Origin of the sequence: Metapseudomonas resinovorans (assembly GCF_002003485.1) — a bacterium.
Lineage (GTDB): Bacteria > Pseudomonadota > Gammaproteobacteria > Pseudomonadales > Pseudomonadaceae > Metapseudomonas > Metapseudomonas resinovorans_D.
In genome coordinates, this window is the sequence record NZ_BDMA01000095.1 from 151,187 (window position 1) to 174,735 (window position 23,549).

At 61.1% G+C, this 23,549-nt stretch carries 25 protein-coding genes; 14 read left to right on the forward strand and 11 right to left on the reverse strand.

Features of this window, described 5'->3' with window-relative positions:
* The first annotated feature begins 18 nt into the window (after positions 1–18).
* Positions 19–558, forward strand: a complete 540-nt coding sequence (locus tag MnOB_RS27660) for a DUF2058 domain-containing protein (RefSeq protein WP_077527742.1) — start codon at positions 19–21, stop codon at positions 556–558.
* 237 nt (positions 559–795) lie between these two features.
* Here MnOB_RS27660 and MnOB_RS27665 read toward each other — a convergent pair whose 3' ends face one another.
* The 4 genes from MnOB_RS27665 to purM all read right to left on the reverse strand — a co-directional run bounded on the left by MnOB_RS27665 (position 796) and on the right by purM (position 3,681).
* The gene (locus MnOB_RS27665) at positions 796–1,071 is read right to left on the reverse strand and encodes a Rho-binding antiterminator (protein ID WP_069086607.1); all 276 of its coding nucleotides are present in this window, start codon (positions 1,069–1,071) and stop codon (positions 796–798) included.
* A gap of 173 nt (positions 1,072–1,244) precedes the next feature.
* Entirely contained in the window at positions 1,245–1,961 is a 717-nt protein-coding gene (locus MnOB_RS27670) for a DUF3108 domain-containing protein (RefSeq protein ID WP_077527743.1), read from the reverse strand.
* A gap of 11 nt (positions 1,962–1,972) precedes the next feature.
* Positions 1,973–2,623, reverse strand: coding sequence for a phosphoribosylglycinamide formyltransferase (purN, locus tag MnOB_RS27675; RefSeq protein ID WP_077527744.1), 651 nt, complete (start codon positions 2,621–2,623; stop codon positions 1,973–1,975).
* Positions 2,623–3,681 carry a phosphoribosylformylglycinamidine cyclo-ligase gene (gene purM, locus MnOB_RS27680; protein ID WP_077527745.1) on the reverse strand — a complete coding sequence of 353 codons (1,059 nt, stop codon included), beginning with the start codon at positions 3,679–3,681 and terminating at the stop codon, positions 2,623–2,625. The genes purN and purM overlap by 1 nt, the downstream gene beginning before the upstream one ends.
* Before the next feature lie 230 nt (positions 3,682–3,911).
* Between purM and MnOB_RS27685 the strand changes: the two genes are divergently transcribed.
* From MnOB_RS27685 to hda, 4 genes are read left to right on the forward strand one after another with little or no spacing between them, the layout of a single operon-like run.
* Positions 3,912–4,952, forward strand: coding sequence for a DUF2066 domain-containing protein (locus MnOB_RS27685; protein WP_077527766.1), 1,041 nt, complete (start codon positions 3,912–3,914; stop codon positions 4,950–4,952).
* A gap of 38 nt (positions 4,953–4,990) precedes the next feature.
* Positions 4,991–5,539, forward strand: a complete 549-nt coding sequence (locus MnOB_RS27690) for a CDP-alcohol phosphatidyltransferase family protein (protein ID WP_077527746.1) — start codon at positions 4,991–4,993, stop codon at positions 5,537–5,539.
* A 1-nt stretch (position 5,540) separates the two neighbouring features.
* On the forward strand, positions 5,541–6,635 hold the full coding sequence (locus MnOB_RS27695) for an AI-2E family transporter (RefSeq protein WP_077527747.1): 1,095 nt from the start codon (positions 5,541–5,543) through the stop codon (positions 6,633–6,635).
* Positions 6,632–7,336, forward strand: a complete 705-nt coding sequence (gene hda / locus MnOB_RS27700) for a DnaA regulatory inactivator Hda (RefSeq protein ID WP_077527748.1) — start codon at positions 6,632–6,634, stop codon at positions 7,334–7,336. Before MnOB_RS27695 ends, hda begins: the two co-directional genes overlap by 4 nt.
* A gap of 69 nt (positions 7,337–7,405) precedes the next feature.
* Here the strand turns inward: hda and MnOB_RS27705 are convergent, their stop codons facing one another.
* Genes MnOB_RS27705 through arsC form a run of 3 tightly spaced genes read right to left on the reverse strand, consistent with a single transcriptional unit; the run spans position 7,406 to position 8,761 of the window.
* On the reverse strand, positions 7,406–7,813 hold the full coding sequence (locus MnOB_RS27705; RefSeq protein ID WP_077527749.1) for a DUF2069 domain-containing protein: 408 nt from the start codon (positions 7,811–7,813) through the stop codon (positions 7,406–7,408).
* On the reverse strand, positions 7,806–8,411 hold the full coding sequence (gene wrbA, locus MnOB_RS27710) for an NAD(P)H:quinone oxidoreductase (RefSeq protein ID WP_077527750.1): 606 nt from the start codon (positions 8,409–8,411) through the stop codon (positions 7,806–7,808). Before wrbA ends, MnOB_RS27705 begins: the two co-directional genes overlap by 8 nt.
* Positions 8,408–8,761 carry an arsenate reductase (glutaredoxin) gene (gene arsC / locus MnOB_RS27715; protein WP_077527751.1) on the reverse strand — a complete coding sequence of 118 codons (354 nt, stop codon included), beginning with the start codon at positions 8,759–8,761 and terminating at the stop codon, positions 8,408–8,410. Before arsC ends, wrbA begins: the two co-directional genes overlap by 4 nt.
* Before the next feature lie 124 nt (positions 8,762–8,885).
* Between arsC and MnOB_RS27720 the strand changes: the two genes are divergently transcribed.
* Both MnOB_RS27720 and MnOB_RS27725 read left to right on the forward strand, forming a co-directional pair.
* Positions 8,886–10,106, forward strand: a complete 1,221-nt coding sequence (locus MnOB_RS27720) for a YihY family inner membrane protein (protein WP_077527752.1) — start codon at positions 8,886–8,888, stop codon at positions 10,104–10,106.
* Positions 10,107–10,243: 137 nt separating this feature from the next.
* Complete coding sequence (locus MnOB_RS27725) at positions 10,244–10,435, forward strand: hypothetical protein (protein ID WP_077527767.1); 192 nt, start codon at positions 10,244–10,246, stop codon at positions 10,433–10,435.
* Between the two features lie 8 nt (positions 10,436–10,443).
* Here MnOB_RS27725 and MnOB_RS27730 read toward each other — a convergent pair whose 3' ends face one another.
* Both MnOB_RS27730 and MnOB_RS27735 read right to left on the reverse strand, forming a co-directional pair.
* The gene (locus MnOB_RS27730) at positions 10,444–10,833 is read right to left on the reverse strand and encodes a hypothetical protein (RefSeq protein WP_077527753.1); all 390 of its coding nucleotides are present in this window, start codon (positions 10,831–10,833) and stop codon (positions 10,444–10,446) included.
* A gap of 120 nt (positions 10,834–10,953) precedes the next feature.
* The gene (locus MnOB_RS27735; RefSeq protein WP_077527754.1) at positions 10,954–12,360 is read right to left on the reverse strand and encodes a PilZ domain-containing protein; all 1,407 of its coding nucleotides are present in this window, start codon (positions 12,358–12,360) and stop codon (positions 10,954–10,956) included.
* 30 nt (positions 12,361–12,390) lie between these two features.
* Here MnOB_RS27735 and MnOB_RS27740 point away from each other — a divergent pair, with 30 nt between their 5' ends.
* Entirely contained in the window at positions 12,391–12,870 is a 480-nt protein-coding gene (locus tag MnOB_RS27740; RefSeq protein WP_077527755.1) for a TlpA disulfide reductase family protein, read from the forward strand.
* Positions 12,871–12,874: 4 nt separating this feature from the next.
* Entirely contained in the window at positions 12,875–13,150 is a 276-nt protein-coding gene (locus tag MnOB_RS27745) for an acylphosphatase (RefSeq protein WP_077527756.1), read from the forward strand.
* A gap of 42 nt (positions 13,151–13,192) precedes the next feature.
* On the opposite strand, the gene MnOB_RS27750 is transcribed toward MnOB_RS27745, so the two are convergent.
* On the reverse strand, positions 13,193–14,149 hold the full coding sequence (locus tag MnOB_RS27750) for a hypothetical protein (RefSeq protein ID WP_077527757.1): 957 nt from the start codon (positions 14,147–14,149) through the stop codon (positions 13,193–13,195).
* 8 nt (positions 14,150–14,157) lie between these two features.
* Positions 14,158–15,873: a proline--tRNA ligase gene (locus tag MnOB_RS27755; RefSeq protein WP_077527758.1), complete on the reverse strand. Its 1,716-nt coding sequence runs from the start codon at positions 15,871–15,873 to the stop codon at positions 14,158–14,160.
* 113 nt (positions 15,874–15,986) lie between these two features.
* Here MnOB_RS27755 and MnOB_RS27760 point away from each other — a divergent pair, with 113 nt between their 5' ends.
* The 5 genes from MnOB_RS27760 (at position 15,987) to MnOB_RS27780 (ending at position 23,403) form a co-directional block, all read left to right on the forward strand.
* Positions 15,987–16,391 (forward strand): PaaI family thioesterase, encoded by a 405-nt coding sequence (locus MnOB_RS27760; RefSeq protein ID WP_107504143.1) that lies wholly within the window; start codon positions 15,987–15,989, stop codon positions 16,389–16,391.
* Positions 16,392–16,949: 558 nt separating this feature from the next.
* On the forward strand, positions 16,950–18,269 hold the full coding sequence (locus MnOB_RS27765; protein ID WP_077527759.1) for a TolC family protein: 1,320 nt from the start codon (positions 16,950–16,952) through the stop codon (positions 18,267–18,269).
* 15 nt (positions 18,270–18,284) lie between these two features.
* Entirely contained in the window at positions 18,285–19,883 is a 1,599-nt protein-coding gene (locus tag MnOB_RS27770; RefSeq protein ID WP_077527760.1) for an efflux RND transporter periplasmic adaptor subunit, read from the forward strand.
* Positions 19,884–19,898: 15 nt separating this feature from the next.
* Entirely contained in the window at positions 19,899–20,240 is a 342-nt protein-coding gene (locus tag MnOB_RS27775) for a P-II family nitrogen regulator (RefSeq protein ID WP_077527761.1), read from the forward strand.
* A 10-nt stretch (positions 20,241–20,250) separates the two neighbouring features.
* Complete coding sequence (locus tag MnOB_RS27780) at positions 20,251–23,403, forward strand: efflux RND transporter permease subunit (RefSeq protein ID WP_077527762.1); 3,153 nt, start codon at positions 20,251–20,253, stop codon at positions 23,401–23,403.
* Positions 23,404–23,549 lie beyond the last annotated feature (146 nt).

The following is a 23,549-nucleotide window of genomic DNA, read 5'->3' on the forward strand; positions in this document are numbered from 1 at the left end:
GAGAGACCGAATTCCTTTATGAGCCTTTCCCTCCGCGACCAGCTGCTGAAAGCCGGGCTGGTGAACGAAAAGCAGGTCAAACAGGCCGGCAAGCAGCAACAGAAACAACAGCGCCTGGAGAAGAAGAACCAGGTCGAGAAGGATGACAGCCTGCGCCAGGCCGCCTTGCAGGCCCAGGCCGAGAAGGCCGTCCGCGACCAGGAACTGAATCGCCAGCAGCAGGAAAAGGCCGACCAGAAGGCCAAGGCAGCACAGATCAAGCAACTGATCGAAAGCTCCCGCCTGCCGAAGCTGACCACAGACGATTACTACAACTTCGTCGACGAGAAGAAGGTCAAGCGCATCGCGGTCAACGCCATGCTGCGTGACAAACTGAGCCGCGGCTCGCTTGCAGTCGTCCGTCATGGCGGTGGCTACGAAATCATTCCCCGCGATGCCGCCCTGCGCATCCAGGAGCGTGACCCGCGTCGGGTGGTGCTGCTCAACACCCAGACCGAAGAGCCGGATGCCGATGATCCGTACGCGGCCTACAAGGTGCCGGACGACCTGATGTGGTGATGTGAAAAACCGGGCCTTGGCCCGGTTTTCTTTTGGACGTTCGTCTGGCCCTGGGTGCCGTAGGTTGTGGCGGGCGGCGTTCCGCTAGAGCGAAGCGAAACCCAACGGTCGGGAGTGCCAATCTGGAACTGGGTCCACGACCCTGGGGTTGTACCCTGCCGCAGCAGGACCGCGTCCTGCATGGCGAATGAATTCGCCCCTACAGTTTCAGCGTGTAGCCGAGTGCAATGACGGCATTCAGCAAATCTGGTTCCCCAACAACACGCGCCCGAAACTCGCCCCCTCCGTCAGCGGCGTGATCGCCGTGATCTGGTCCAGCCGCAGGCGCTCCTGACCCCCTTCGTTCTGCACGATGAGGAACTCCTCCTTGTCCGGGGTCGTCAGGGTGGTCATGGCGCGGGCGTCCAGGCGCGCGCCGCCGGCCAGCTCGATGTGCAACTGGTAGCGATGCAGGCAGGCGATCTCGATGTAGTCGTAGAGGTCGCAGGAAAGCGGCAGGTATTCCTCGGTCATGGCAGTTTTCCTCTGCGGCATGTCGGATGAACAGCATAGGCGCTGCGCGCGCCCCATGGCTTTCCTTGCAGTATCGGCCTGTTTCGCCCATCGAGGGCTTGACCAAGGTTCGGCGGGTTTGCTGCGGGCACAAAAAACCGGGCGCTGGGCCCGGTTCTTCGTGAGGGAGGGTGTTACTCCTGTAGGCCTTTTACCGCCTTGCCGTTCACCGTGCCCTCCTTGAGCATGATCTGGTATTCCTTGCCGTCCTTCTCCACCTGGTGCAGGCGGACAAGCAGGTAATCCCAGTCCTTGGCGAACCAGAGCACGGTCTTGCGGCTGCTCTGGGTGGGGTCACGCACACGCTCGACCTTGATCGCCTCCACGATGCCGGCCTTGGTGGGTACACGCTCTTCGCCCAATACGCGGAAGTCGTAGGTTTCGATCTCGTCACCGTCGATCACCTGGTAGCTCATGCTCTTCTTGCCGTCGGCGACGTCATGCTGGAGCACCAGTTGGTAGGTGGATTTGTCCTGCAAGCCACGGTTCAGGGGCAGGCGCACCTGATTGCCGCGGTCGTTGCCGATGATCTGCTTCTGGGCCCAGTCGAAATCGAACTCCACCTGCTTGCTCTTGCCCAGACCGCTGCGGCTGAAGCGGTAGGTCAGGGGCAGGAAGGCATTGTTTTCGAGGCGGAAGGTGCTCACTTCGCTGAGACTGGCGACCAGCATGGAAGCTTCGAAGTCCAGCTCCCAGCGGCCGTTGTCGAGTTGCTTCAGGCTACGGCCAGCAGTGCCGCTGACGGGTAGCTGTTTCCAGTCGGCGGTGTAGCTGGCCTCGAAGGGTTTCAGCTCGACCGCCATGCTGGGCAGGGTCACGAGGGCGAGGAGCAACAGCAAGGCACGACGCATTGGCGAATCTCCTAGTTACGCAATTGCTGCCCCGAGGGGGGCAGCGCTTGTCCATCCATTTCGGCGCCGTTCGGGCCCAGGCGCAGTCTGCCTTCGGCAAACCAACGCATGGCCAGCGGATAAATGCGGTGTTCCTGTACATGAACCCGCTGGGCCAGGCTATCCGGCGTGTCGTCCGACTCTACCGGGATCAGGGCCTGCACTACCAGAGGGCCACCATCAAGTTCTTCGGTGACGAAGTGCACGCTGCAGCCATGCTCGGAATCGCCGGCTTCCAGCGCGCGCTGGTGGGTGTGCAATCCCTTGTACTTGGGCAACAGCGAGGGATGAATGTTCAGCAGGCGCCCGTGGTAGTGACGCACGAAGCCGGGTGTGAGAATCCGCATGAAACCCGCCAGCACCACCAGTTGCGGAGAGTACGCGTCGATGGTTTCGATCAGGGCGGCATCGAAGGCTTCGCGGTCGGCGTAGGCCTTGTGGTCAAGTACCCCGGTATCGATGCCTGCCTTCTTCGCCCGCTCCAGGCCGAAGGCATCGGCGCGGTTGGAAATCACCGCGCGGACGCGGGCCGGATGGTCGTCGCCGGTGATGCTGTCGATCAGCGCCTGCAGGTTACTGCCGGAGCCGGAGATCAGCACCACCACATCACAGCGTGCAACCATCAGTGGCTCTTCAGGTTGTTCAGTACGACGCGTTGGGCGCCTTCGTCGGCCGCGGCGATTTCACCGATGACCCAAGGCTGTTCGCCAGCGGCACGCAGGACCTTGAGCGCGGCGTCGGCCTGCTCCGGCGCAACGCAGATGACCATGCCTACGCCGCAGTTCAGCACGCGGTGCATTTCGGTCTCGTCGACGTTGCCTTGTTCCTGCAGCCAGTCGAATACCACCGGACGCTGCCAGCTGGCCACGTCGATCACGGCTTGGGCGTTGTCTGGCAGGACGCGCGGAATGTTGTCCAGCAGGCCGCCACCAGTGATGTGGGCCATGGCTTTCACCGCGCCGGTTTCCTTGATCAGCTGCAGCAGCGGCTTGACGTAGATGCGGGTCGGGGCCATCAGCAGGTCGGCCAGGGGCTTGCCATCGAGCTGGACCTGCTCGATATCGACGCCGCTGACTTCGATGATCTTGCGGATCAGCGAGTAGCCGTTGGAGTGCGGGCCGGAGGAGGGCAGGGCGATCAGGGTGTCACCGGTGCGGACCTTGGAGCCATCGATGATCTCGGCTTTTTCCACCACGCCGACACAGAAACCGGCCAGGTCGTAGTCTTCGCCTTCGTACATACCGGGCATTTCGGCGGTCTCGCCGCCCACCAGGGAGCAGCCGGCCAGTTCGCAACCGGCGCCAATGCCGGTGACCACGGTAGCGGCCACGTCAACGTTGAGCTTGCCGGTGGCGTAGTAGTCGAGGAAGAACAGCGGCTCGGCGCCGCAGACCACGAGGTCGTTCACGCACATGGCCACCAGGTCCTGGCCGATGCTGTCGTGCTTGTTCAGGTTCAGTGCCAGGCGCAGCTTGGTGCCGACGCCGTCGGTTCCGGACACCAGGACCGGCTGCTTGTAGCCTGCCGGGATTTCGCAGAGGGCGCCGAAGCCACCCAGGCCGCCCATCACTTCCGGGCGCGCGGTGCGCTTGGCCACGCCTTTGATGCGTTCGACCAGGGCTTCACCAGCGTCGATGTCTACACCGGCGTCCTTGTAGCTCAGGGAGGGTTGCTTGCTCATAAATCCAGGCCTATAGGGGGAAATTCGAGGATCGACCGGCAAGTCTGGCTGCCGGTTTGCGAAGGCGCGCGATTTTATCAGGCTTGCCCGGTAGCGGCCATCGGCAGCGGTCGGCCCCAGGGATAAAACAGTGTGAAAACGCCTGCGTTGCCGTGGAGGAAGTGGCTGATTAAGGTATAGCCCTTCGATTGCGGCCTATGCTGCATCTGTTCGCCTACAGAGAATTTCCCATGCGCCTGATCGCTTCCGCTGTCCTGCTCTGCCTCACGCTGCTGGGCTTGCCCGCCCACGCCGAAACGGCCGAAAACCTTTACCAGGTTCGCGAGCCCGTCGCATCACAGCAGCCGGAGGAGCGTACCCAGGCCCTCGTTCGCGCCCTGGAAACCCTGGTAGTGCGCTTGTCGGGCGATCCCAAGGCCGCGCAGAGCCCCGCGCTGGAGGCCTTGCGCAAGGACCCGCAGCAGCTCATCAGCCAATACGGCTATGAAGGCCAGACCCTGGTGGTCGACTTCGATCCGGTCACGACCGAACGGACCCTGCGCCAGGCCGGTATCCCCCTGTGGAGTGCCAATCGTCCGGCCATCCTGGCCTGGTGGTTGAATCGTTCCGGTGAAGGCAGCAATAACCTGGTGGGCGACGGCCAGGACGCCGCGACCCCGCTGCGTCAGGCCGCTCAGAACCGCGGTTTACCGCTGCGCCTGCCGATTGCCGATCTCGACGAGCAGCTGCTGGCGACCCCCGAACAACTGACTTCCGCCAAGCCGGGTGCACTGACCCAGGCGTCCGAGCGCTATGGCGCGGATGCCCTGCTGGCGGTGGATGCCAGCGAGGCCGATGGCAAATGGCAGGCCCAGTGGCGCCTGTGGCTGGGTGACAGCCGCGAACAGGGCACCGCCGAAGCTGCCGACAGTGCCGCGCTGGCCGATGCCGTGATGTCGGCGGTGAGCCAGCGTCTGGCGCCGCGCTTCGTGGTGGCTCCCGGCGCCGGGCAGAACCTGGAACTGGAAGTGCAGGGCGCCAATCTGGCCCGTTATGCCGAGCTGTCTCGTTTGCTGGAACCCTTTGGCGCGCGCCTGCTGAAGGTGGATGGCGACCGCCTGGAGTACCGAGTCAACGCCAGTCCTGAACAACTCCGCGCCCAGCTGTCCCTGGCCGGACTGCAGGAGTCGGCGGCCGAAGCACCGGTCGCACCGGCCCCTTCCGCTGATCCGCAGGCCGCGCCGGCGCCCCAGGTGATACCGCGCAACAACCTGCTGCGCTTCCACTGGTAGCGGGCGTAAACTTCTGGCCTACCCGTGACGGGGATGCCATGCACCAGTTGCCCAATCTGTTGACTCTGCTGCGCCTGGCACTGGTTCTTCCCATTGCCGGGCTTCTGCTGTCCGATCGGCATGTGCAGGCGCTGGTGTTGTTCGCCGTGGCGGGTTGTTCCGACGGCCTCGATGGTTTCCTGGCCCGACGCTATGGGTGGACCAGTCGCTTCGGCTCGCTGTTCGACCCGGTGGCCGACAAGCTGCTGCTGGTGACCAGCTTTATCTGCCTGACCATGACCCAGGTACTGCCGTTCTGGCTGACGCTGGTGGTGTTCCTGCGAGACCTGGTGATCCTGCTCGGTGCCGGACTGTTCCGGGTGCTGGCGGGGCCTGCCGAATTCTCGCCAAGCCGGCTGGGCAAGTTGAGCACATTGCTGCAGATGCTGCTGGTGCTGTGCCTGTTGCTGGAGCTCAGCCTGGTTCCGGCGTTGGCCCCACTGCGCTGGCCCTTGAGCTGGCTGGTCATGGTGGTGACGCTATGCAGCGGGGCCCAGTACATCTGGGATTGGGGACGGAAATATCGCTACGCAAGGACGAGGGCCTGACATGACCGATTCGCGCCGCTGGCTATGGCTGGGTGGCTTTCTGCTTCTGGGGTGGCTGCTGTATCAGCTGCACCCTGTTCTCTCGCCGTTCCTGATCGGCATGCTCCTGGCTTACCTGGGGGACCCACTGGTGGACCGCCTGGAGCGTCTGGGCCTTTCGCGTACCTGGGGTGTCGTGCTGGTGTTCGGCCTGTTTGGGTTGGTCCTGCTGGCATCGCTACTGGTCATATTGCCGATGCTCGGCCGCCAGCTTTTCCGCCTCTACGAGGTGGCGCCACAGATGATCGACTGGTTGCAGGAGACGGCGCTGCCCTGGGTTCAGGTCAAGTTCGGCCTGCCCGGGGAGTTCTGGCGTTTCGACAGGTTCAAGACGGTGATCAGCGGCCATCTTGGCCAGACCACGGATTTCGCCGGGACCCTGCTGGCCAGCGTCACCGCCTCGGGGCTGGCCCTGCTCGCGTGGTTCGGCAACCTGCTGCTGATCCCCGTGGTGGGCTTCTATCTACTGCGCGACTGGGACCTCATGGTGGCAAAGCTGCGTGTCTTGCTGCCGCGCAACCGTGAGACTTTCGTTGTCGGACTCGTGGGTGAATGCCACGAAGTACTCGGGGCCTTCCTGCGCGGCCAATTGCTGGTGATGCTCGCGCTGGGCATCATCTATGCGGCCGGTCTGATGCTGGTAGGGCTGGATCTGGGATTGCTGATCGGTTTACTGGCGGGCCTGGCCAGCATCGTGCCCTACATGGGATTTGTGGTCGGCTTCGGCGCTGCGTTAATCGCTGCGCTCTTCCAGTTCGGCGGTTTCGAACTCTATCCGCTGATCGGCGTCATAGCAGTCTTCACCGTGGGGCAATTGCTCGAAGGAATGCTGCTGACGCCGCTGCTGGTGGGCGATCGCATCGGCCTTCACCCGGTGGCGGTGATCTTTGCGATACTTGCCGGGGGCCAGCTGTTTGGCTTCACAGGCGTGCTCCTGGCCCTGCCGGTTGCGGCGATTATCATGGTTTTGCTGCGCCATGCGCATGATTTCTATAAACTTTCCGACCTTTACGGACAGTCGAGTAGCGGTCCAGACGACCCTTCCAGTACGGCATGACACCGATCCAACTTCCCCTGAGTGTGCGTCTGCGTGACGACGCCACCTTCGCCAACTTCTATCCCGGCGCCAATGCTGCGGCACTCGGCTATGTCGAGCGCCTGTGCGAGCCCGACGCCGGCTGGACCGAAAGCCTGATCTATCTATGGGGGGGCGAAGGTGCCGGGCGCAGCCACCTGCTGCAGGCCGCCTGCCTGCGCTTCGAGCAGCACGACGAACAGGCGATCTACCTGCCCATGGACGAACTGGTGCATTACGGACCGGAAGTCTTCGACAACCTGGAGCAGTGTGAGCTGGTCTGCCTGGACGACCTGCATGCCCTGGCCGGACGGCCGGAGTGGGAAGAGGGTCTGTTCCACCTGTTCAACCGCCTGCGCGATGCCGGTCGCAAGCTGCTGCTATCGGCCAGCAAGTCTCCTCGCGAACTGGGGATCAAGCTGCCTGACCTGAAGTCGCGACTGACCCTTGCGCTGGTGTTCCAACTGCACGCGCTGTCCGACGAGGACAAGCTGCGCGCGCTGCAGTTGCGGGCTTCGCGCCGTGGCCTGCACCTGACCGACGAAGTTGGGCGGTTCATCCTGACCCGCGGCCCGCGCAGCATGAACCTGCTGTTCGACCTGCTGGATATCCTCGATCAGGCTTCGCTCCAGGCCCAGCGCAAACTGACCATTCCCTTCCTCAAGGAAATCTTCGGCTGGTAGCCAGCGCTTCCAGATACTCCCCAAAAAAGCCCGGATCTGAGTCCGGGCTTTTTCATTTTCGTGCGGGAATCACTCCCCGGCCAGCTTGCGGTTGTACTGGAAGCGCCAGCGGGTATAAAGCAGGGCGGCGCAGAACAGGAGCAGGCTGAGACCGGCTTCCAGCCAGCCAAACAGGCTGCGCGCCGGGTCGATGGCGGCGAGTACGCCCTGGATGAAATAGAGGTTCACCACGAAACACGCCCAGGCATGGGCGCGAGCGTTGCCGAGGATCATGCCGGGGGTGAGCAACACCAGCGGAACCAGCAGGATGGCCAGGACCACCCAGGTTCTGGCGCCGTGCAGGTCCGCGAAGAACAGGGTATTGACCGTCAGCAGCACGGCCAGGGCAATGAAGCTCACCAGGCTGACGACGCGGCTGGCGTTCATGCGCGGGGTCAGCCACGCCAGTTCCGGCAGTGTCTTGGGTTTCTTAGCCACGCGGGGTCTCCAGGCGTTGGGCAGTCTGCGCCAGGCGTTGGCCCAGGGCGCGGCAGAGGGCGATTTCGTGCTCGTCCAGCGGGCGCTTGCCATCGGCGCCGGCATGGTGACTGGCGCCGTAGGGGGTGCCACCGCCACGGGTTTCCAGCAGCGCCGGTTCGCTGTAGGGCAGGCCCGTGACCAGCATGCCGTGGTGCATCAGCGGCAGCAGCATGGACAGCAGCGTGGTTTCCTGGCCGCCGTGCAGGCTGGCGGTCGAGGTGAACACCGCCGCCGGCTTGCCAACCAGTTCGCCGGTGAGCCACAGGCTGCTGGTGCCATCGAGGAAGTATTTGAGCGGGGCCGCCATGTTGCCGAAGCGGGTGGGGCTGCCCAGGACCAGGCCGGCGCAATGGCGCAAGTCGTCCAAGGTAGCGTAGAGGGCGCCGTCGGCGGGAATGTCCGGGGCCACCGCTTCGCACTCGGTGGACACCGCCGGCACGGTGCGAATTCGCGCCTCCAGGCCGGTCAGTTCGACGCCTCGTGCGATCTGCCTGGCCATTTCGGCGGTGGCACCGTGGCGGCTGTAGTACAGGACCAGGATGTAGGGCGTGCTCAAGGAAGGATCTCCAGGACCTTCTCCGGCGGACGGCCGACCACGGCCTTGTCGCCAGCGATCAGGATGGGGCGCTCGATCAGCTTGGGATGAGTGGTCATGGCGGCGATCAGTTGCTCTTCGGAGAGGCTGGCATCGTCCAGGCCGAGGGTCTTGTACTCGTCCTCGCCGGTGCGCAGCAGCTGGCGGGCAGAGAGCCCCAGCTTGGCCAGCAGGGCGCGCAGTTCGGCGGCGCTGGGCGGGGTTTCCAGATAGCGCACGATGGTGGGCGCGAGGCCACGGGCTTCCAGGAGCTCCAGGGCACCGCGGGATTTGGAGCAGCGCGGGTTGTGGTAGAGGGTCAAATCGGTCATGTCGGGGGTCGCATGGGCTTGGTCGAGGCGGCTATTCTAACCGCGTCGTGGTGCCGGTCTGAACCGTGCGCTGCGCTTGCGGTCTGCTGAGCCTGGCCGAATCGATCTGAATCAAGGAGATGGAATGCGCCAACGCCTTACCGACGTCGTCGAATTCTGGCGCTTCCTGCTGCAGAGGTTCATTGCTGATCATGGCACGAACAGCGCTGCGGCCCTTACCTACACCAGCCTGTTCGCTGTAGTGCCGATGATGACGGTGACCTTCACCATGCTCTCGGCCATCCCGGCCTTCGAGGGGACGGGCGAGCAGATCCAGAGCTTCATCTTCCGCAATTTCGTTCCGTCCACCGGCGAAACCCTGCAGGAATACCTGCGTGGCTTCACGGTGCAGGCCCGACACCTGACATGGGTCGGGGTAGGCCTGCTGGTGGTTACGGCGTTCATGATGCTGGTAACCATCGAGAAAGCCTTCAACACCATCTGGCGGGTGCGTCAGCCTCGGCGCGGCGTGTCCAGCTTCCTGCTCTATTGGGCGATTCTCAGCCTCGGCCCATTGCTGCTGGGAGCGGGCTTCGCCGTCAGCACCTACATCACATCGCTGTCGCTGATCTCCGGTCCGGATGCACTGATCGGCGCCAAGACGCTGCTGGGCTTCATGCCGCTGCTCTCCAGCATCGCCGCTTTCACGCTGATCTACGCTGCGGTGCCCAACGCCCGCGTGCCCGTGCGCCATGCGCTGGCGGGCGGTGTCTTCACTGCCTTGCTGTTCGAGGCCGCCAAGGCGCTGTTCGGCCTCTATGTCAGCTTCTTCCCCGGATACCAGTTGATTTATGGCGCCTTCGCCACGGTGCCGTTGTTCCTGTTGTGGATCTATCTGTCCTGGGTGATCGTGCTGTTTGGCGCCGAGCTGGTGTGCAACCTTTCGACGCCCTGGCACTGGCGACGCCGCGCATTGCCGCGTCTGCTGGTGCTGCTGGGCATCCTGCGGGTGTTCCATGACCGACAGATGCGTGGCATGCCGGTTCGGCATCTCGACGTGCAGCGGGCCGGTTGGCATCTGCCGGAAGACGAATGGCTGGAGATGCTGGAACTGCTGGAAAGCCAGCACCTTGTCTGTCGCGCCAGCGGAGGAACCTGGGTGCTTTGCCGTGATCTGGGCGGCTACAGTTTCTATCAGTTGCTCGTTCATATGCCCTGGCCGCTTCCACGGCTGGCCCAGTTGCCCGCGCACCTGGACGAGGAATGGTATCCGCCATTGCGCAAGGCCCTTGAGCTGCTTCAGGAAGAGCAGCAGGCCTTGTTTGGCGGCAGCCTGGCGCAGTGGCTCAAGCGGGGGAACGACTGACGAAATTTGTCAGTCACATGCAAGGGAACGCCTGCTGGACGCAACAGCGGCCCGTGCGAATGCGGGCCCGTGCGATTGGCATGCTTATGGCACTGACAGGGAAGAGGCCATCAGCCGATGGCCAGGGGATGAGAGCGATGGGTAGCAAGAACGACAAACTGGTCCGCCTGCACGAGCGCGCACCGCAACGGGCGCTGGAAGGACTCAATCGGGTGACCGGCTTGAAATTCCGTCACTGGCCGGAATCGCTGGCACCCGTAGTCGTGCAGGAGGATTGGGAAAGTGCGGAGCAGCCGCTCCAGGAGAATAACCGGGCGTTACCCGGCTGAGTTGCGGGTCAGGCGCGAACCTGGCTCTTGGCTGGTTCGGCCAATTCCACGGCCTGAACGAAGAGCTCTTCCACCAGCAATCCCTTGATCGGCACCGCGGAGCGCAGGCGAACCTGCATCTGCTCGATTCTCTGTTTGAAAGGCATCCGGGCGATGCCGGCCAGCAGGATCTTGCCCTTGGCATTCAGCCTGCCGTGATCCACGGCGACCTCGCGGCGTTGTTCGCCATCCATGTAGTTCACCAGCAGCGAGACGGGCAGATCGGTCATTCCGGGCAGGTGCAGCCAGGCCGCCACGTTGAATTCCGCCACCTTGCCTTCGAACGGTGTGACGGTGGAGCGGGCGACTTCGATGACGCGGGCAGGGACAGGGCCGATCAGGCTGTCTTGCTGTGGCATGGGGCATCCAGGCTGGAAAGGTACGTTCGTACCGATAGGGCAGGATTATAAGCAGCCATTCCCTTGCGAACTGTGCGCCCTGGCCCCCGCTGGGCGTGACCCGTCTCGCAGTTTGATCACTCAGGCAAGTTGCAGGGGATAGCGCGCCACCATCGACGAGACGAGGTTGGGCTCCGGCAGCGGGACGATGGCCTGGTTGTTCACGCTGGCCAGTTGCAGCCAGAGATTTTCCCCTTCGACGAATTGCTTGCTGGGCAGCCACAGGCCGTGGTGCCAGCCATTGCCGGGCTCAGGCGTGCTCTGCAGGACGCCGGGATGGGTCTGGGCGCTGGGTGCGCGGCGAAGCCAGACCGGGCGTGGCAAGCCCTTGAGGTAACGCAGTCCGAGGTGCAGGCCTTCGCCGTTCTGATAGCGCCAGCGCACCAATCCGAGAACCGTAGTGCTCTGGTTTTGCACCAGGACCAGTTGCCCCACCGGCAATTGGCCACCCAGGTCGCCATGACAGAGCAGGCGGGCACCGCCAGGACTGGCGTCCAGCAGCTGTGCATCGCAGCGGCCGGGATGCTGTGCCAGCAGATCGGCATGGATAGCGGCCAGGCCCACGATCAATTGGCAGCTTCCCGATTGCTCGGTGCGGGGATGCCGGCGCTGCTGGCGTCCCAGCCAGTGCTGGCGAACCCGTTCCAGAAGCTGGCGTTCGGTTTCGCTGCGCAGGGGCGCGGGTTCATGCACGGCGATCAGCAGGGCGCCCAGCTCGAAGCGGCGCAGATAGCTGTTGGCGCCATCCGGGCGCTGGTCCAACGGCAGGCAGGGTTGGGACTCGGTCAGGTCCACGGTCGGGCTGCCGTTGTCGTCCTCTTCATCCCAGGGCAGCAGCCGCCCCAGGCTGGCGAGGGGCGCCAGGGCGCCGAAGAGCAGGGGGCATTCGCCTTCGCTCAGATGGAAGGGGTTGCTCAGCGCCAGCAGCAGCATCTGCTGGTAGAGCCCGCGCAAGGTGTTGGCAGGCGTGGGGCGGAATGCGGCTGCGACCGGTTCGTCCAGGCAGCCCTGGTGCTCTCCTATCCAGTAGAGCAGGTGGCTGTCGCGCCACAGTCGCGGGCTGGGCTCCTGGTAGAGCTGGTAGTGACGCAGTTGGGTCTGGGCGAGGAAATGCTGGGCCATGTACAGGCACCAGGCCAGGTGTGGGCGCGATGGCTGGTGACCCTGGAGGATCTGCAGCAGCAGGCGTTTGAAACCGCAGGCCAGTTCGTCGCATAGCTTAACGAATAGCGTGGGGGGCACAATCCGGTCGTGGTAGGCCTGGGCGTAGTGGCGAAACTCCTCGCTGAAGCTTTGCAGCACGCGTTGCCTTTCGAGTAAGGTCAGTGCGCTGCGGTTGAGCCTGAACAAATGCCCCAGGACCTGCTGCAGGGCACTATCCTGAGGGAGTTGGCGCGCTTCTGCGAGAAGTGTTGGGACACTTGCCAGTGGAGTGCTGTTTTCCTCCAGGATGTCCGGCACTTCCAAGCGCAGGGCATCCAGCGTCATATCAACCCCGCGTAAACGAGGACCGAATGCATGGGATCGCGACTCCAGGCTGTCATAGGGGTATTCGCAATGATGGGCGCCGGCCTGTTCCTGGCCGGCTGCTCGGACGACGTCGGTGTCGATCAGCATGGACAGAAGGTAGCGGTTGAGCGCCTCGAAGGCCAGTGGCTGGTTATTAATTACTGGGCGGAATGGTGTGCGCCGTGCCGCACGGAAATTCCCGAGCTTAACGCCTTCGCTGAACAGCAGCGGGACAAGGGCGTGAAAGTGCTGGGAGTCAACTTCGACGGGCTTCAGGGCGACGAACTCGGCGATGCCGCGCAGAAGATGGGCATCCAGTTCACCGTGCTGGCGGAAGACCCTTCGAAGCGCTACGACTTGCCGCGCAGTGAAGCATTGCCCGTCACGTACATCATCGATGCTCAGGGCAAGATGCGGGAGCGGTTGCTGGGTGAGCAGAGCGCGGCAGGCCTGACCGAGCGTCTGGACGAACTGCGCAAGGGGGGCTAGGGCAATGGCGCGAATCTGTTTGCACGGCTACGTAAGCGGCAAGGTGCAGGGTGTCTATTACCGCCAGTCGACCCAGGAACAGGCTGACCAGTTGGAGCTGGACGGCTGGGTGCGCAACGTGGCGGATGGCCGGGTCGAAGTGCTGCTTGAGGGTGAGGAGGATGCCGTTCGCTCGATGGCTGCCTGGCTGGAACAGGGGCCTGCCGATGCAAAGGTGACCGGCGTCGAGCTTCAGGAGCAGCCAGTGCAGGGCATCACCGGCTTCATTGTGCGGCGCTGACGCCGCGATGCGGGAGCGAGCCAGGCTCGCTCCCCGGGGTAATCAGTCCGAATCGCCGGGATCGGCAGCCAGTCGACCGGCATCTTTCATCAGCGAGTGGAGAAATTCCTGCTGCAGCTCCGGATCGTTGCGGGTCAGCTCGATCAGGCTCTGCTCCAGTTCGCTGGCTTCTTCTTCCATACCCAGTTCCGACAGCCGCTTGACTCGGTGGACCCACTGCGGGACTTCGTCGTCCTCGAGGTCTTCGAAGATCAGCGCATGGGCTTCTACCAGCTTGCCGCGCAGGGTATGGCTGATACCCAGGGTGGCATCGGCGCGCGCGTTGTCCATGGGGTCTTCGACGCTCAACTGGAGTTTGCCGATGCGGCTTACGTCCTGGTCGGCGAAAGGCCCATCCAGCAGGTTCAGGCGCAGGATTCCGTTGCGGTCGGTCGCCAGCTCATGGGTGTGGTTGCCCAGCTTGACCAGCACCGGGCGCTCGGCCCAGGGCAGGCTCGAATACTCCATGCGCTTGTCCAGCTGCTTCTCGTCGATGCTGGCCAGATTCTGCTCGGAGCGACCATTGGATTCGACGTTCATCGCCGGGTTGAGACCGGCGAAGCCGTAGCTGATCCAGTCCTTGGTGGCGGTGTCCGGCAGGCTGCCGAGTAGCACCACGTTCACTACGTTCGCGCCGACGCCTGCGACCACCGCCACCGCACCCAGCGGGACTTCGTAGAGCTCCCGCCAGGGTTGATAGGGTGTGTAGCGGTCGTAGTGACGGCTGACCTCGAACTCGGTGACTTCGAAGGTCTTCTGCTCGTTGATGCGAATGCGTCGCTGCGGTAGTTCCAGTACCTGTGGATCACCGACATCGATCTGCAGGCTGTGATTGAGCAATTTGCGCTCGACGCGCTCCTCGTGCTCGCTGCGCTGTGGCAAGTGATTGGCACAGCCGCTGACGAAGAGGGCGCCGCACAGGGCGGCGCCGACGAGGTAATGGGAACTACGCTTGGACATATCTTGGATCAGCGATTCACGCGGGCGGTAATGAAGGACAGAACTTCGGAGACCGGCACGTTCTGGTTGTCGGTCTCGCGGCGGTTCTTGTATTCCAGGCTGCCTTCGGCCAGGCCGCGTTCGCTCACAACGATGCGGTGCGGAATGCCGATGAGCTCCATGTCGGCGAATTTGACGCCGGGGCTGGTCTTCTTGTCACGGTCATCCAGCAGTACATCGACGCCCGCTGCGCGCAGTTCGGCGTAGAGCTTGTCAGTGGCTTCCTTGACAGCCGGGGTTTCGTATTTGAGCGGAACCAGGGCGACCTGGAACGGTGCCAGGGCTTCGGGCCAGAGGATGCCGCGCTCGTCGTAATTCTGCTCGATGGCGGCAGCCACCACGCGGGATACGCCAATGCCGTAGCAGCCCATGATCAGGGTCACCGGTTTACCTTGTTCGCTCAGCACGTTCAGCTTCATGGCTTCGCTGTATTTGGTACCCAGCTGGAAGATGTGGCCGACTTCGATGCCGCGCTTGATCACCAGCGTGCCCTTGCCGTCCGGGCTGGGATCGCCGACAAGTACGTTGCGCAGGTCAGCGACTTCCGGCAGCGGCAGGTCGCGCTCCCAGTTCACGCCGAAGTAGTGCTTGTCGTCGATGTTGGCGCCGATGGCGAAGTCGCTCATCAGGGCAACGGAACGGTCGATCACGCAGGGCAGGGGCAGGTTCAGCGGGCCAAGCGAGCCTGCGCCGGCACCGATGGCCTGGCGCAGTTCGGCTTCGCTGGCGAACACCAGCGGGCTGGCGACTTGTGCCAGGTTGGCCGCCTTGATTTCGTTCAGCTCGTGGTCGCCGCGGACGATCAGGGCGACCAGTTTGCCTTCTTCGGCACCGTGGACGACCAGGGTCTTGATGGTCTTCTCGATCGGCAGATCGAAGTTTTCCACCAGGTCGGCAATGGTTTTGGTGTTCGGGGTGTCGACCAGCTTCATTTCCTGGCTCGGGGCGTGACGTTCGGTCTCGCGCGGCAGGGCCTCGGCCTTCTCGACGTTGGCTGCGTAGTCGGAGCTGTCGCTGAAGGCGATGTCGTCTTCACCGGATTCGGCCAGCACGTGGAATTCGTGGGAACCGGTGCCGCCAATGGAGCCGGTGTCGGCCAGTACGGGGCGGAAGTCCAGGCCCAGGCGGCTGAACACGTTGCAGTACGCCTGGTGCATGCGATCGTAGGTTTCCTGCAGCGACTCCTGGTTCATGTGGAAGGAGTAGGCGTCCTTCATGATGAACTCGCGGCCGCGCATCAGGCCGAAGCGCGGACGGATCTCGTCACGGAACTTGGTCTGGATCTGATAGAAGTTGAGCGGCAGCTGCTTGTAGCTGTTCAGCTCGTTGCGCGCCATGTCGGTGATGACCTCTTCGTGGGTCGGGCCGACGCAGAAGTCGCGCTCATGGCGGTCCTTCAGGCGCAGCAGTTCCGGGCCGTACTGCTGCCAGCGACCGGATTCCTGCCACAGCTCTGCGGGCTGGACAGCGGGCATCAATACTTCCAGCGCACCGGCAGCGTTCATCTCTTCGCGGACCACCGTCTCGACCTTGCGCAGTACTCGCAGGCCCATTGGCAGCCAGGTATAGAGGCCGGAGGCAAGCTTGCGGATCATGCCGGCGCGCAGCAGCAGCTGATGGCTGATCACCACGGCATCGGCGGGGGTTTCCTTGAGGGTAGACAGCAGGTACTGACTGGTACGCATGTTTGGCCGTTTTGTCGGTTGCGATGGATTTGAATGGCTCGGCATTGTACGGGGCTGATCAAGTGGCGTACAGGATTGTGGTCCGGCAGCGGGAGGAGGGCGACGTAGTGAGTCTGACAGCGGAGCAAGTTGAGGCGCTCATTCGCAATGGTGTGCCGATGGCGGAAGACATCGACCTTCGGATCGAGCGAATGGACGAACAGGGAGCCCTGGCGCGCGTGCCCTTTCAGCCCAGGTTGGTGCGTCCGGGTGGAACCTTATCCGGCCCGACCATCATGGCTCTGGCCGATGCCGCCATGTATGCGGTTGTGTTGGGGCGCCTGGGTAGGGTCGAAATGGCGGTGACGTCCAACTTGAACATCAACTTCCTTAGCCGGCCCAGGCCCGTTGATCTGTTGGCCGATGCACGCATCCTCCGGCTGAGTCGCCGCCAAGCCGTGTGCGAGGTGTCGCTGTACTCGGTGGGCGAAGAGGGCGAGTTGGTGGCCCATGTGACCGGCACCTATTCGCTCCCCTAAAGCGGGACACCCATCCGGACTCGATAGGTGGCCTATACGAAAGGATGTCTGAAATATTTATCTGAAAACTCCTTGAATCCTGTGGGTTGTATTGCCGGGGTGAGGCCCCGTATCATCCTGACCCTATGCTGCGCCTAGTGCTCATCCTCCTTGTTGTTCTCAACCCTTTGCAGTGGTTTTCTGCGGAGGTCGTTGAGTCTTGGGAGCATGAGGGAGGCCTTCATGCTTTCAATCTCGACGTGCAGCAGCTTGGTACTGACCAGGAAGATGGTGCGCGCGATGGCATCGTTAAAAAGGCGGTCCAGGCACATAGTGTGGACTGCCCCTGCTTTTACTCTCACATCTCGTCTGGGGTAGTTTCTGCCTCGTCGGTCCTCGTCCCGATTCCTCGTTTTTATCCACCCTTCCCCTTTTCCATTCAAAAGCCTTCTTCAAGGCTCGAATTGCCGTTTCGTCCCCCCTTGTCTCGCCTAGCCTGACTGTCGGCGAGGGTCTTTTTCGGTTCAGGTTCTTCCTTAGCCTTCTCGCCGTTTATTCCCAATTTTTCAGGAGAATTCGATGCGAAGGTATTTCCTGCCGTTCGGGCTGGCTTTCTTTTCGATCCATTCCACATCAATACACGCGGACTCAACTGCTTTGCCTACCTTGAATGGGGAGGTGAAGGAGAGTCTCTTCTTAACCAATGAGGCCGTTCTAGAATCGGCAGCTCCGCTAAATCTGGAAGATGCATTGGCGCTGGCGTTCAAGGGGAACTCCATGCTCTCGGCTGCGGAGAACGAAGTACAGGCGGTGGACGGCGCCGTACTGCAAGCCGGCGTCCTACCTAACCCCGAACTGGAGGCATTAGTCGAGGATAGCCGCCATGCCACGCAAACCAAGACAGTGCAGCTCAATCAGCCAATTGAGTTGGGTGGCAAGCGGTCCGCACGGGTAGATGCTGCGCAGCGATCGCGAGACAGTGCGGCAATCGACTTGACTGCGAAGCGGGCAGAAGTCCGTGCTGATTTGATTACAGCGTTCTATGACGTACTGGTGGCCCAAGAACGCATGCGTTTGGCCGAACAGTCTTCTCAACTCGGCCGGCGTGCCACTGAGGCGGTCAGCAAGCGAGTTACAGCCGGGCAGATTTCTCCGGTTGAAGAGACGAAGGCTCGCGTGGCTGAGGCGCGCATAAGAGTTGAGGCAACACAAGCGGCCAGTCAACTGCGGACCGCTCGTCATGCACTGAGCAGTCTTTGGGGGAATTCCTCCCCGCGTTTTGAGCGAGCGCTGGGGCAGGTGGAAATCTTGCCGCCAGCTCCCAATCTATCGGAGTTGGAGTCGCTCCTCCAAGACGCTCCTGCCATGCGGAAGTCCAATGTGGAGTTGCAGATTCGTGAGGCCTTGACTCGTCTGGAACGTGCTCGACGTGTTCCCGATGTAACACTGAGTTTAGGGGTCAAGCACGATGAGGAAGTGGGGCGCAATCAGGCCGTCATGGGGGTCTCGGTCCCTTTGCCCTTGTTTGATCGCAATCAGGGCAACCTGCTTGAAGCGCAGAGACGTCAAGACAAAGCGTTGGATGAGTTGTTGGTAGCTCGTGTACAGGCTAAGACTGAGTTGCTTCAAGCTTGTGAGCGCCTGCAATCGGCGCGCACTCAGGCCTTGAGCATTGTCGAGGACGTACTCCCCGGCGCCGAGCAGGCTTTGGAGGCAGCGTCCAGAGGTTTTGAGGTCGGCAAATTCGGATTCATCGAAGTGCTAGATGCCCAGCGCACCTTGTTTCAGGCCAAGTCGCAATACCTCGATGTGTTAGCTGAGGCTCAACGCGCCAATGCTGATATTGGACGTATTTTGGGTGTTGTTGGTGCCGTCAGTGATACGGCCGGCAACCGTTAGGAATTGGAGCCAGATATGACATTTAGTGGACATGGGAAGCAGTGGATCGCCATTGCCGCAGTCGTTTTGCTCGGTTTTATCGGTGGAGGGATCATCCTCAGTACCGAACCAGGTAAGCCGGCCGGTGGCGAGCATGGCGAGCATGGGGCGCATGAGGAAGCAACTGGGCACAACGATGGGGAGCATCATGGAGCGGCGGCCTCAAAGTCACACGAAGAAGAGGCCGAACATGCTGATGAGGAGCACCACGAGGATGATAAAGCGGTAAGGCCTATTGAGGGGCCCCGAGGCGGAAAGCTCTTTGTCGATGGTCAATATGCTCTTGAGTTAGCAATCGTCGAGCAGGGAGTAGAGCCGCAGTTCCGCGCTTATGCGAGTTTTGATGGGAAGCCCCTTCAGCCGGCACAGTTTCAAGTCCAGGTCAGTCTTGAGCGTTTGGGACAACCGGTAGAGGACTTCAAATTCGTTCCCGAGAACGACTACTTGAAGAGTGATGCCGTGGTTGCCGAACCGCATTCCTTCAAGGTCAGGATCGCCTCAATCCACGGGGGCAGGAATTATCAGTTCGAGTACGAGCAGGAAGAGGGGCGCGTCAGGATGACTGATTCGCAACTTGCGGGGGCGGGTGTAGAGCTATCGCGCGCGGGGCCTGCAAGGATAGGTAGTGCGATTCAGCTGTTGGGAGAGGTGCGTTACAACGGTGACCGCACCGTACAGGTAATACCTCGATTGTCTGGGGTGGTGGAAGCAGTGACTGCCAATGCCGGAGACCGGGTACGCAAAGGCCAGGTGTTGGCAGTGATTAGCAGTCAGACATTGGCAGATCAGCGTGGTGAGTTACTGACAGCCCAGAAGCGCTTGGCGTTGGCGCAGTCGACGTTTGAGCGAGAAAAGAAACTCTGGGCGGAGAGAATCTCCGCAGAGCAGGACTACCTGCAGGCTAGTACTACCCTTCAAGAGGCACAGATTGCAGCGCAAAGCGCTCGGCAGAAATTGGCCACTCTCGGCGGTGCTAGTGGCACAGGTGGGGATCTCACGCGTTTCGAAGTGCGTGCCCCGATTGATGGCATGGTCACGGCCAAGCAGATTTCCGTCGGGGAAACACTAAAGGAAGATAGCCCCATCTTCACAATTTCAGATCTCACCACTGTATGGGTCGAAGCTCCAGTTGCGGCTAAGGATCTTGGGGCGATTGGTAGCGGGCAGAAGGTCACAGTCTCTGCCAATGCCTTTGCTGCAGAGGTTGAGGGCAATATCACTTACGTCAGTGCTCTTGTGGGGCAGCAGTCTCGGTCGGCCACTGCGCGGATCGTTGTCGATAATCCCAAGGGCATATGGCGTCCAGGATTGCCGGTCACTGTTGCAGTGTTGGCGTCCGAGTCTGTCGTGCCGGTAGCCGTGCGTGTTGACGCTTTGCAAGAGATGCGCAGCTCGCAGGTAGTGTTCATAAGGTACGGAGAACTTTTCGAAGCGCGGCCGCTGAAGCTGGGGCGCTCCGATGGCGTTTTCGTTGAAGTACTACGTGGTTTGACTGCTGGCGAGCAATATGCGGCGCAGAATAGTTTCGTCATCAAGGCCGAGCTGGGTAAAGCTGGTGCCGGGCATGATCACTAATAGCGGAGAGATGCCATGAAACAGATTACTGCCATTATCCGGCCGCAGCGTCTTGATGCAGTCGAAGAGGCCCTTCATGCCTTGCCGCACCTGCCGGGCTTTACCCTATACCCAGCAAAGGGGCATCCACGCGGGCATGGTAAAGACCATCGCTATACCGCCGATGAGTGGGACCCAAATACTCATCAGCACTGGGTGTTGCTGGTGTTTTGTGCTGACGACCTTGCTGGGGAGTTAGTGCGAGTGATCGAACATGCTGCACGAACAGGTAATCCAGGCGACGGCATGATTGGGGTCGTCGAGATGGCTACTGCAGTGCGTATACGCACTGGCGAGCGCGACGATTCGGCAGTGTAAGGGGGCGACGATGTTCGAGCGGATAATTCGTTTTGCCATCGAGCAGCGATGGCTGGTACTACTCTCTGTGCTCGGTATGGCGGGGGTTGGCATCTACAGCTATCAGCAATTGCCGATTGATGCCGTACCCGATATCACCAATGTGCAGGTACAGATCAATACAGAGGCACCTGGCTATTCGCCATTGGAAGCGGAGCAGCGGGTCACATTTCCCGTGGAAACGGTAATGGCTGGCCTGCCTAATCTAGAGTTGACGCGCTCACTGTCCCGATATGGGCTATCGCAGGTAACGGTGGTGTTCAAGGATGGCACCGATATCTATTTTGCGCGGCAACTGGTGAGTGAACGCCTGCAAGAGGCTCGGGGTAAGCTGCCGGAAGGCTTGGAGCCGTCATTGGGACCGATCTCCACCGGCCTCGGCGAGATCTACATGTGGACGGTCGAGACCAAGGAGGGAGCCAAGAAGGCTGATGGCACTCATTACTCGCAGATGGATTTGCGCGAGATTCAAGACTGGATCATCAAGCCTCAACTACGTACCGTGCCGGGGGTCACCGAGATTAATACAATAGGTGGCTACGCCAAGGAGTTCCAGGTTGCCCCATTACCAGATCGGCTGGTGGCCTATGGCTTGGGAATTGAGGATATTGTCAGCTCCCTGGAAGCTAACAATACCAACGTCGGTGCCGGATATATTGAACGTCGCGGAGAGCAATATCTGATTCGTGCTCCGGGACAGGTTGCCAGCCTGGAGGACATCGGCTCCATTGTCGTCGGAACTGCCGAAGGGGCGCCGATCCGAATCCGTGATGTCGCTGAGGTGGGGCTCGGCAAGGAGTTGCGTACTGGCGCGGCAACCGAGAACGGCCATGAAGTAGTGCTCGGTACGGTGTTCATGCTTATTGGTGAGAACAGCCGCAATGTCGCTCGCGCGGTAGCGCAGCGTCTGGATGAGATCAACCGCACACTGCCTGACGGGGTTGTAGCAAAGACGGTCTATGATCGTACGGTTCTGGTGGACAAAGCCATTGCCACTGTGAAAAAGAACCTCGTCGAGGGCGCATTGCTGGTCGTCACCATTCTCTTCTTGTTTTTAGGAAATATTCGAGCCGCGTTGATCACGGCGATGATCATTCCACTGTCCATGTTGTTCACCTTCACTGGTATGGTGAGCAACAAGGTAAGTGCCAACCTGATGAGTCTTGGGGCACTGGACTTCGGCATTATCATTGACGGCGCGGTGGTAATCGTCGAGAACTGCGTACGTCGCTTAGCCCATGCACAGGCCCACGCGGGTAGACCGCTGACCCGGAATGAGCGCTTCCATGAAGTCTTTGCTGCTTCCAAGGAGGCGCGTCGCCCACTGATGTACGGCCAGTTGATCATCATGGTCGTATACCTGCCAATCTTTGCTCTGGCGGGAGTAGAGGGGAAGATGTTCCACCCAATGGCGTTTACTGTGGTGGCTGCACTGCTGGGGGCGATGATCCTTTCTGTGACCTTTGTTCCGGCTGCTGTCGCGTTGTTACTCTCTGGGAGGGTCAGCGAAAAGGAAAATCGGTTGATGGCCTTAGCCAAGCGGGGCTACGAGCCGATGTTTGATTGGGTCATGCTGAGAAAGCCCCTAGTCATCGCTAGCGCTCTGGTTGCTGTCGTGCTTTCCGGTTTGTTGGCGACACGTATGGGGAGCGAATTTGTACCGAGCCTTGACGAGGGTGACGTAGCCTTGCACGCAATGCGTATTCCGGGGACTAGCTTGACGCAGGCCGTGAGTATGCAAATTCAGTTAGAGCAAACGTTGAAGACATTTCCCCAGGTTGATCTGGTGTTCGCCAAGATTGGGACGGCCGAGGTGGCCAGTGACCCAATGCCACCGAACGTTGCCGACAATTTCGTAATGCTGAAACCACGCGATCAATGGCCTGACCCTCGGCTATCCAAATCTGATCTGGTCGCCCAGTTGCAGGCGGCTGCGCAAAGCGTGCCAGGTAACAATTATGAGTTTACGCAACCGATTCAGATGCGTTTCAACGAACTCATATCTGGAGTGCGCAGCGATGTTGCCGTGAAGGTTTTTGGCGACGATATGGATGTCATGAACGAAACCGCCGAGCGCATCTCCGCAGTCCTTGAGGGTATTCCCGGTGCGGCGGATGTCAAGGTCGAACAGACCACGGGGCTGCCAATGCTGACCGTGAGTATCGATCGTGAAAAAGTCTCTCGCTTCGGCCTGAATATGGTCGACGTGCAGAGTGTACTGGGTGCAGCAGTTGGTGGGCGCGAAGCTGGGGCGTTGTTCGAGGGGGATCGCCGCTTTGATATTCTGGTGCGTCTACCGGAAAGCATTCGTGCCGATGTGGATGCCATAAAGCAATTGCCGATCAAGTTGAATGGTGGCGTTGATCGTGACTTTGTGCGGCTTGGCGATGTCGCGAGTATTGAGGCCGCGCCTGGACCGAACCAGATAAGCCGGGAGAATGGCAAGCGTCGCATTGTCGTGACAGCCAACGTGCGTGGTCGCGACATCGGCTCTTTCGTGGCAGAGGCGGAAGAGAAAATCAACGAGGCGGTTCAGGTGCCGGCCGGTTACTGGACTACATGGGGTGGTACTTTCGAGCAGTTGCAGTCAGCTGCCAAGCGCTTGCAGATAGTGGTTCCGGTGGCATTGTTATTGGTGTTCACTTTGCTGTTTGCCATGTTCGGCAACATCAAGGATGGTTTGCTGGTATTTACGGGCATTCCTTTCGCCCTGACTGGCGGCGTTGTAGCGTTGTGGTTGCGCGATATTCCACTGTCAATCTCTGCCGGAGTTGGTTTTATTGCGTTGTCCGGCGTGGCAGTGCTTAACGGCCTGGTAATGATCGCTTACATTCGCTCTCTGCGGGAAGACGGCCGCCCGTTGGACGAAGCCATTCGAGAGGGTGCGCTGACTCGGTTACGGCCCGTACTGATGACCGCCTTGGTGGCTTCGTTGGGCTTCGTCCCGATGGCGATCGCCGTTGGTACCGGAGCTGAAGTGCAGCGTCCGCTAGCCACTGTAGTAATTGGAGGAATCCTCTCGTCGACGCTGTTGACTTTGCTGGTGCTGCCAATTCTTTACAGGCTGGCATACGCCAAGGAAGCGGCAGCTGATATGAAGCTGGCTCTTTCTCGTTCGTCTTAGTCAGAGCTGCGACGCAGCTGCAAGAGCTGGGCTGATACGCCTCAAAGCCAGTCAGATTGTTTGACTGGCTTTTTTATGTGCGCCAAACAGGGTGATAGTGGTAAGCGTACGCCGAACTCACCTTGCGTGACTTAGGCAGGTACCCA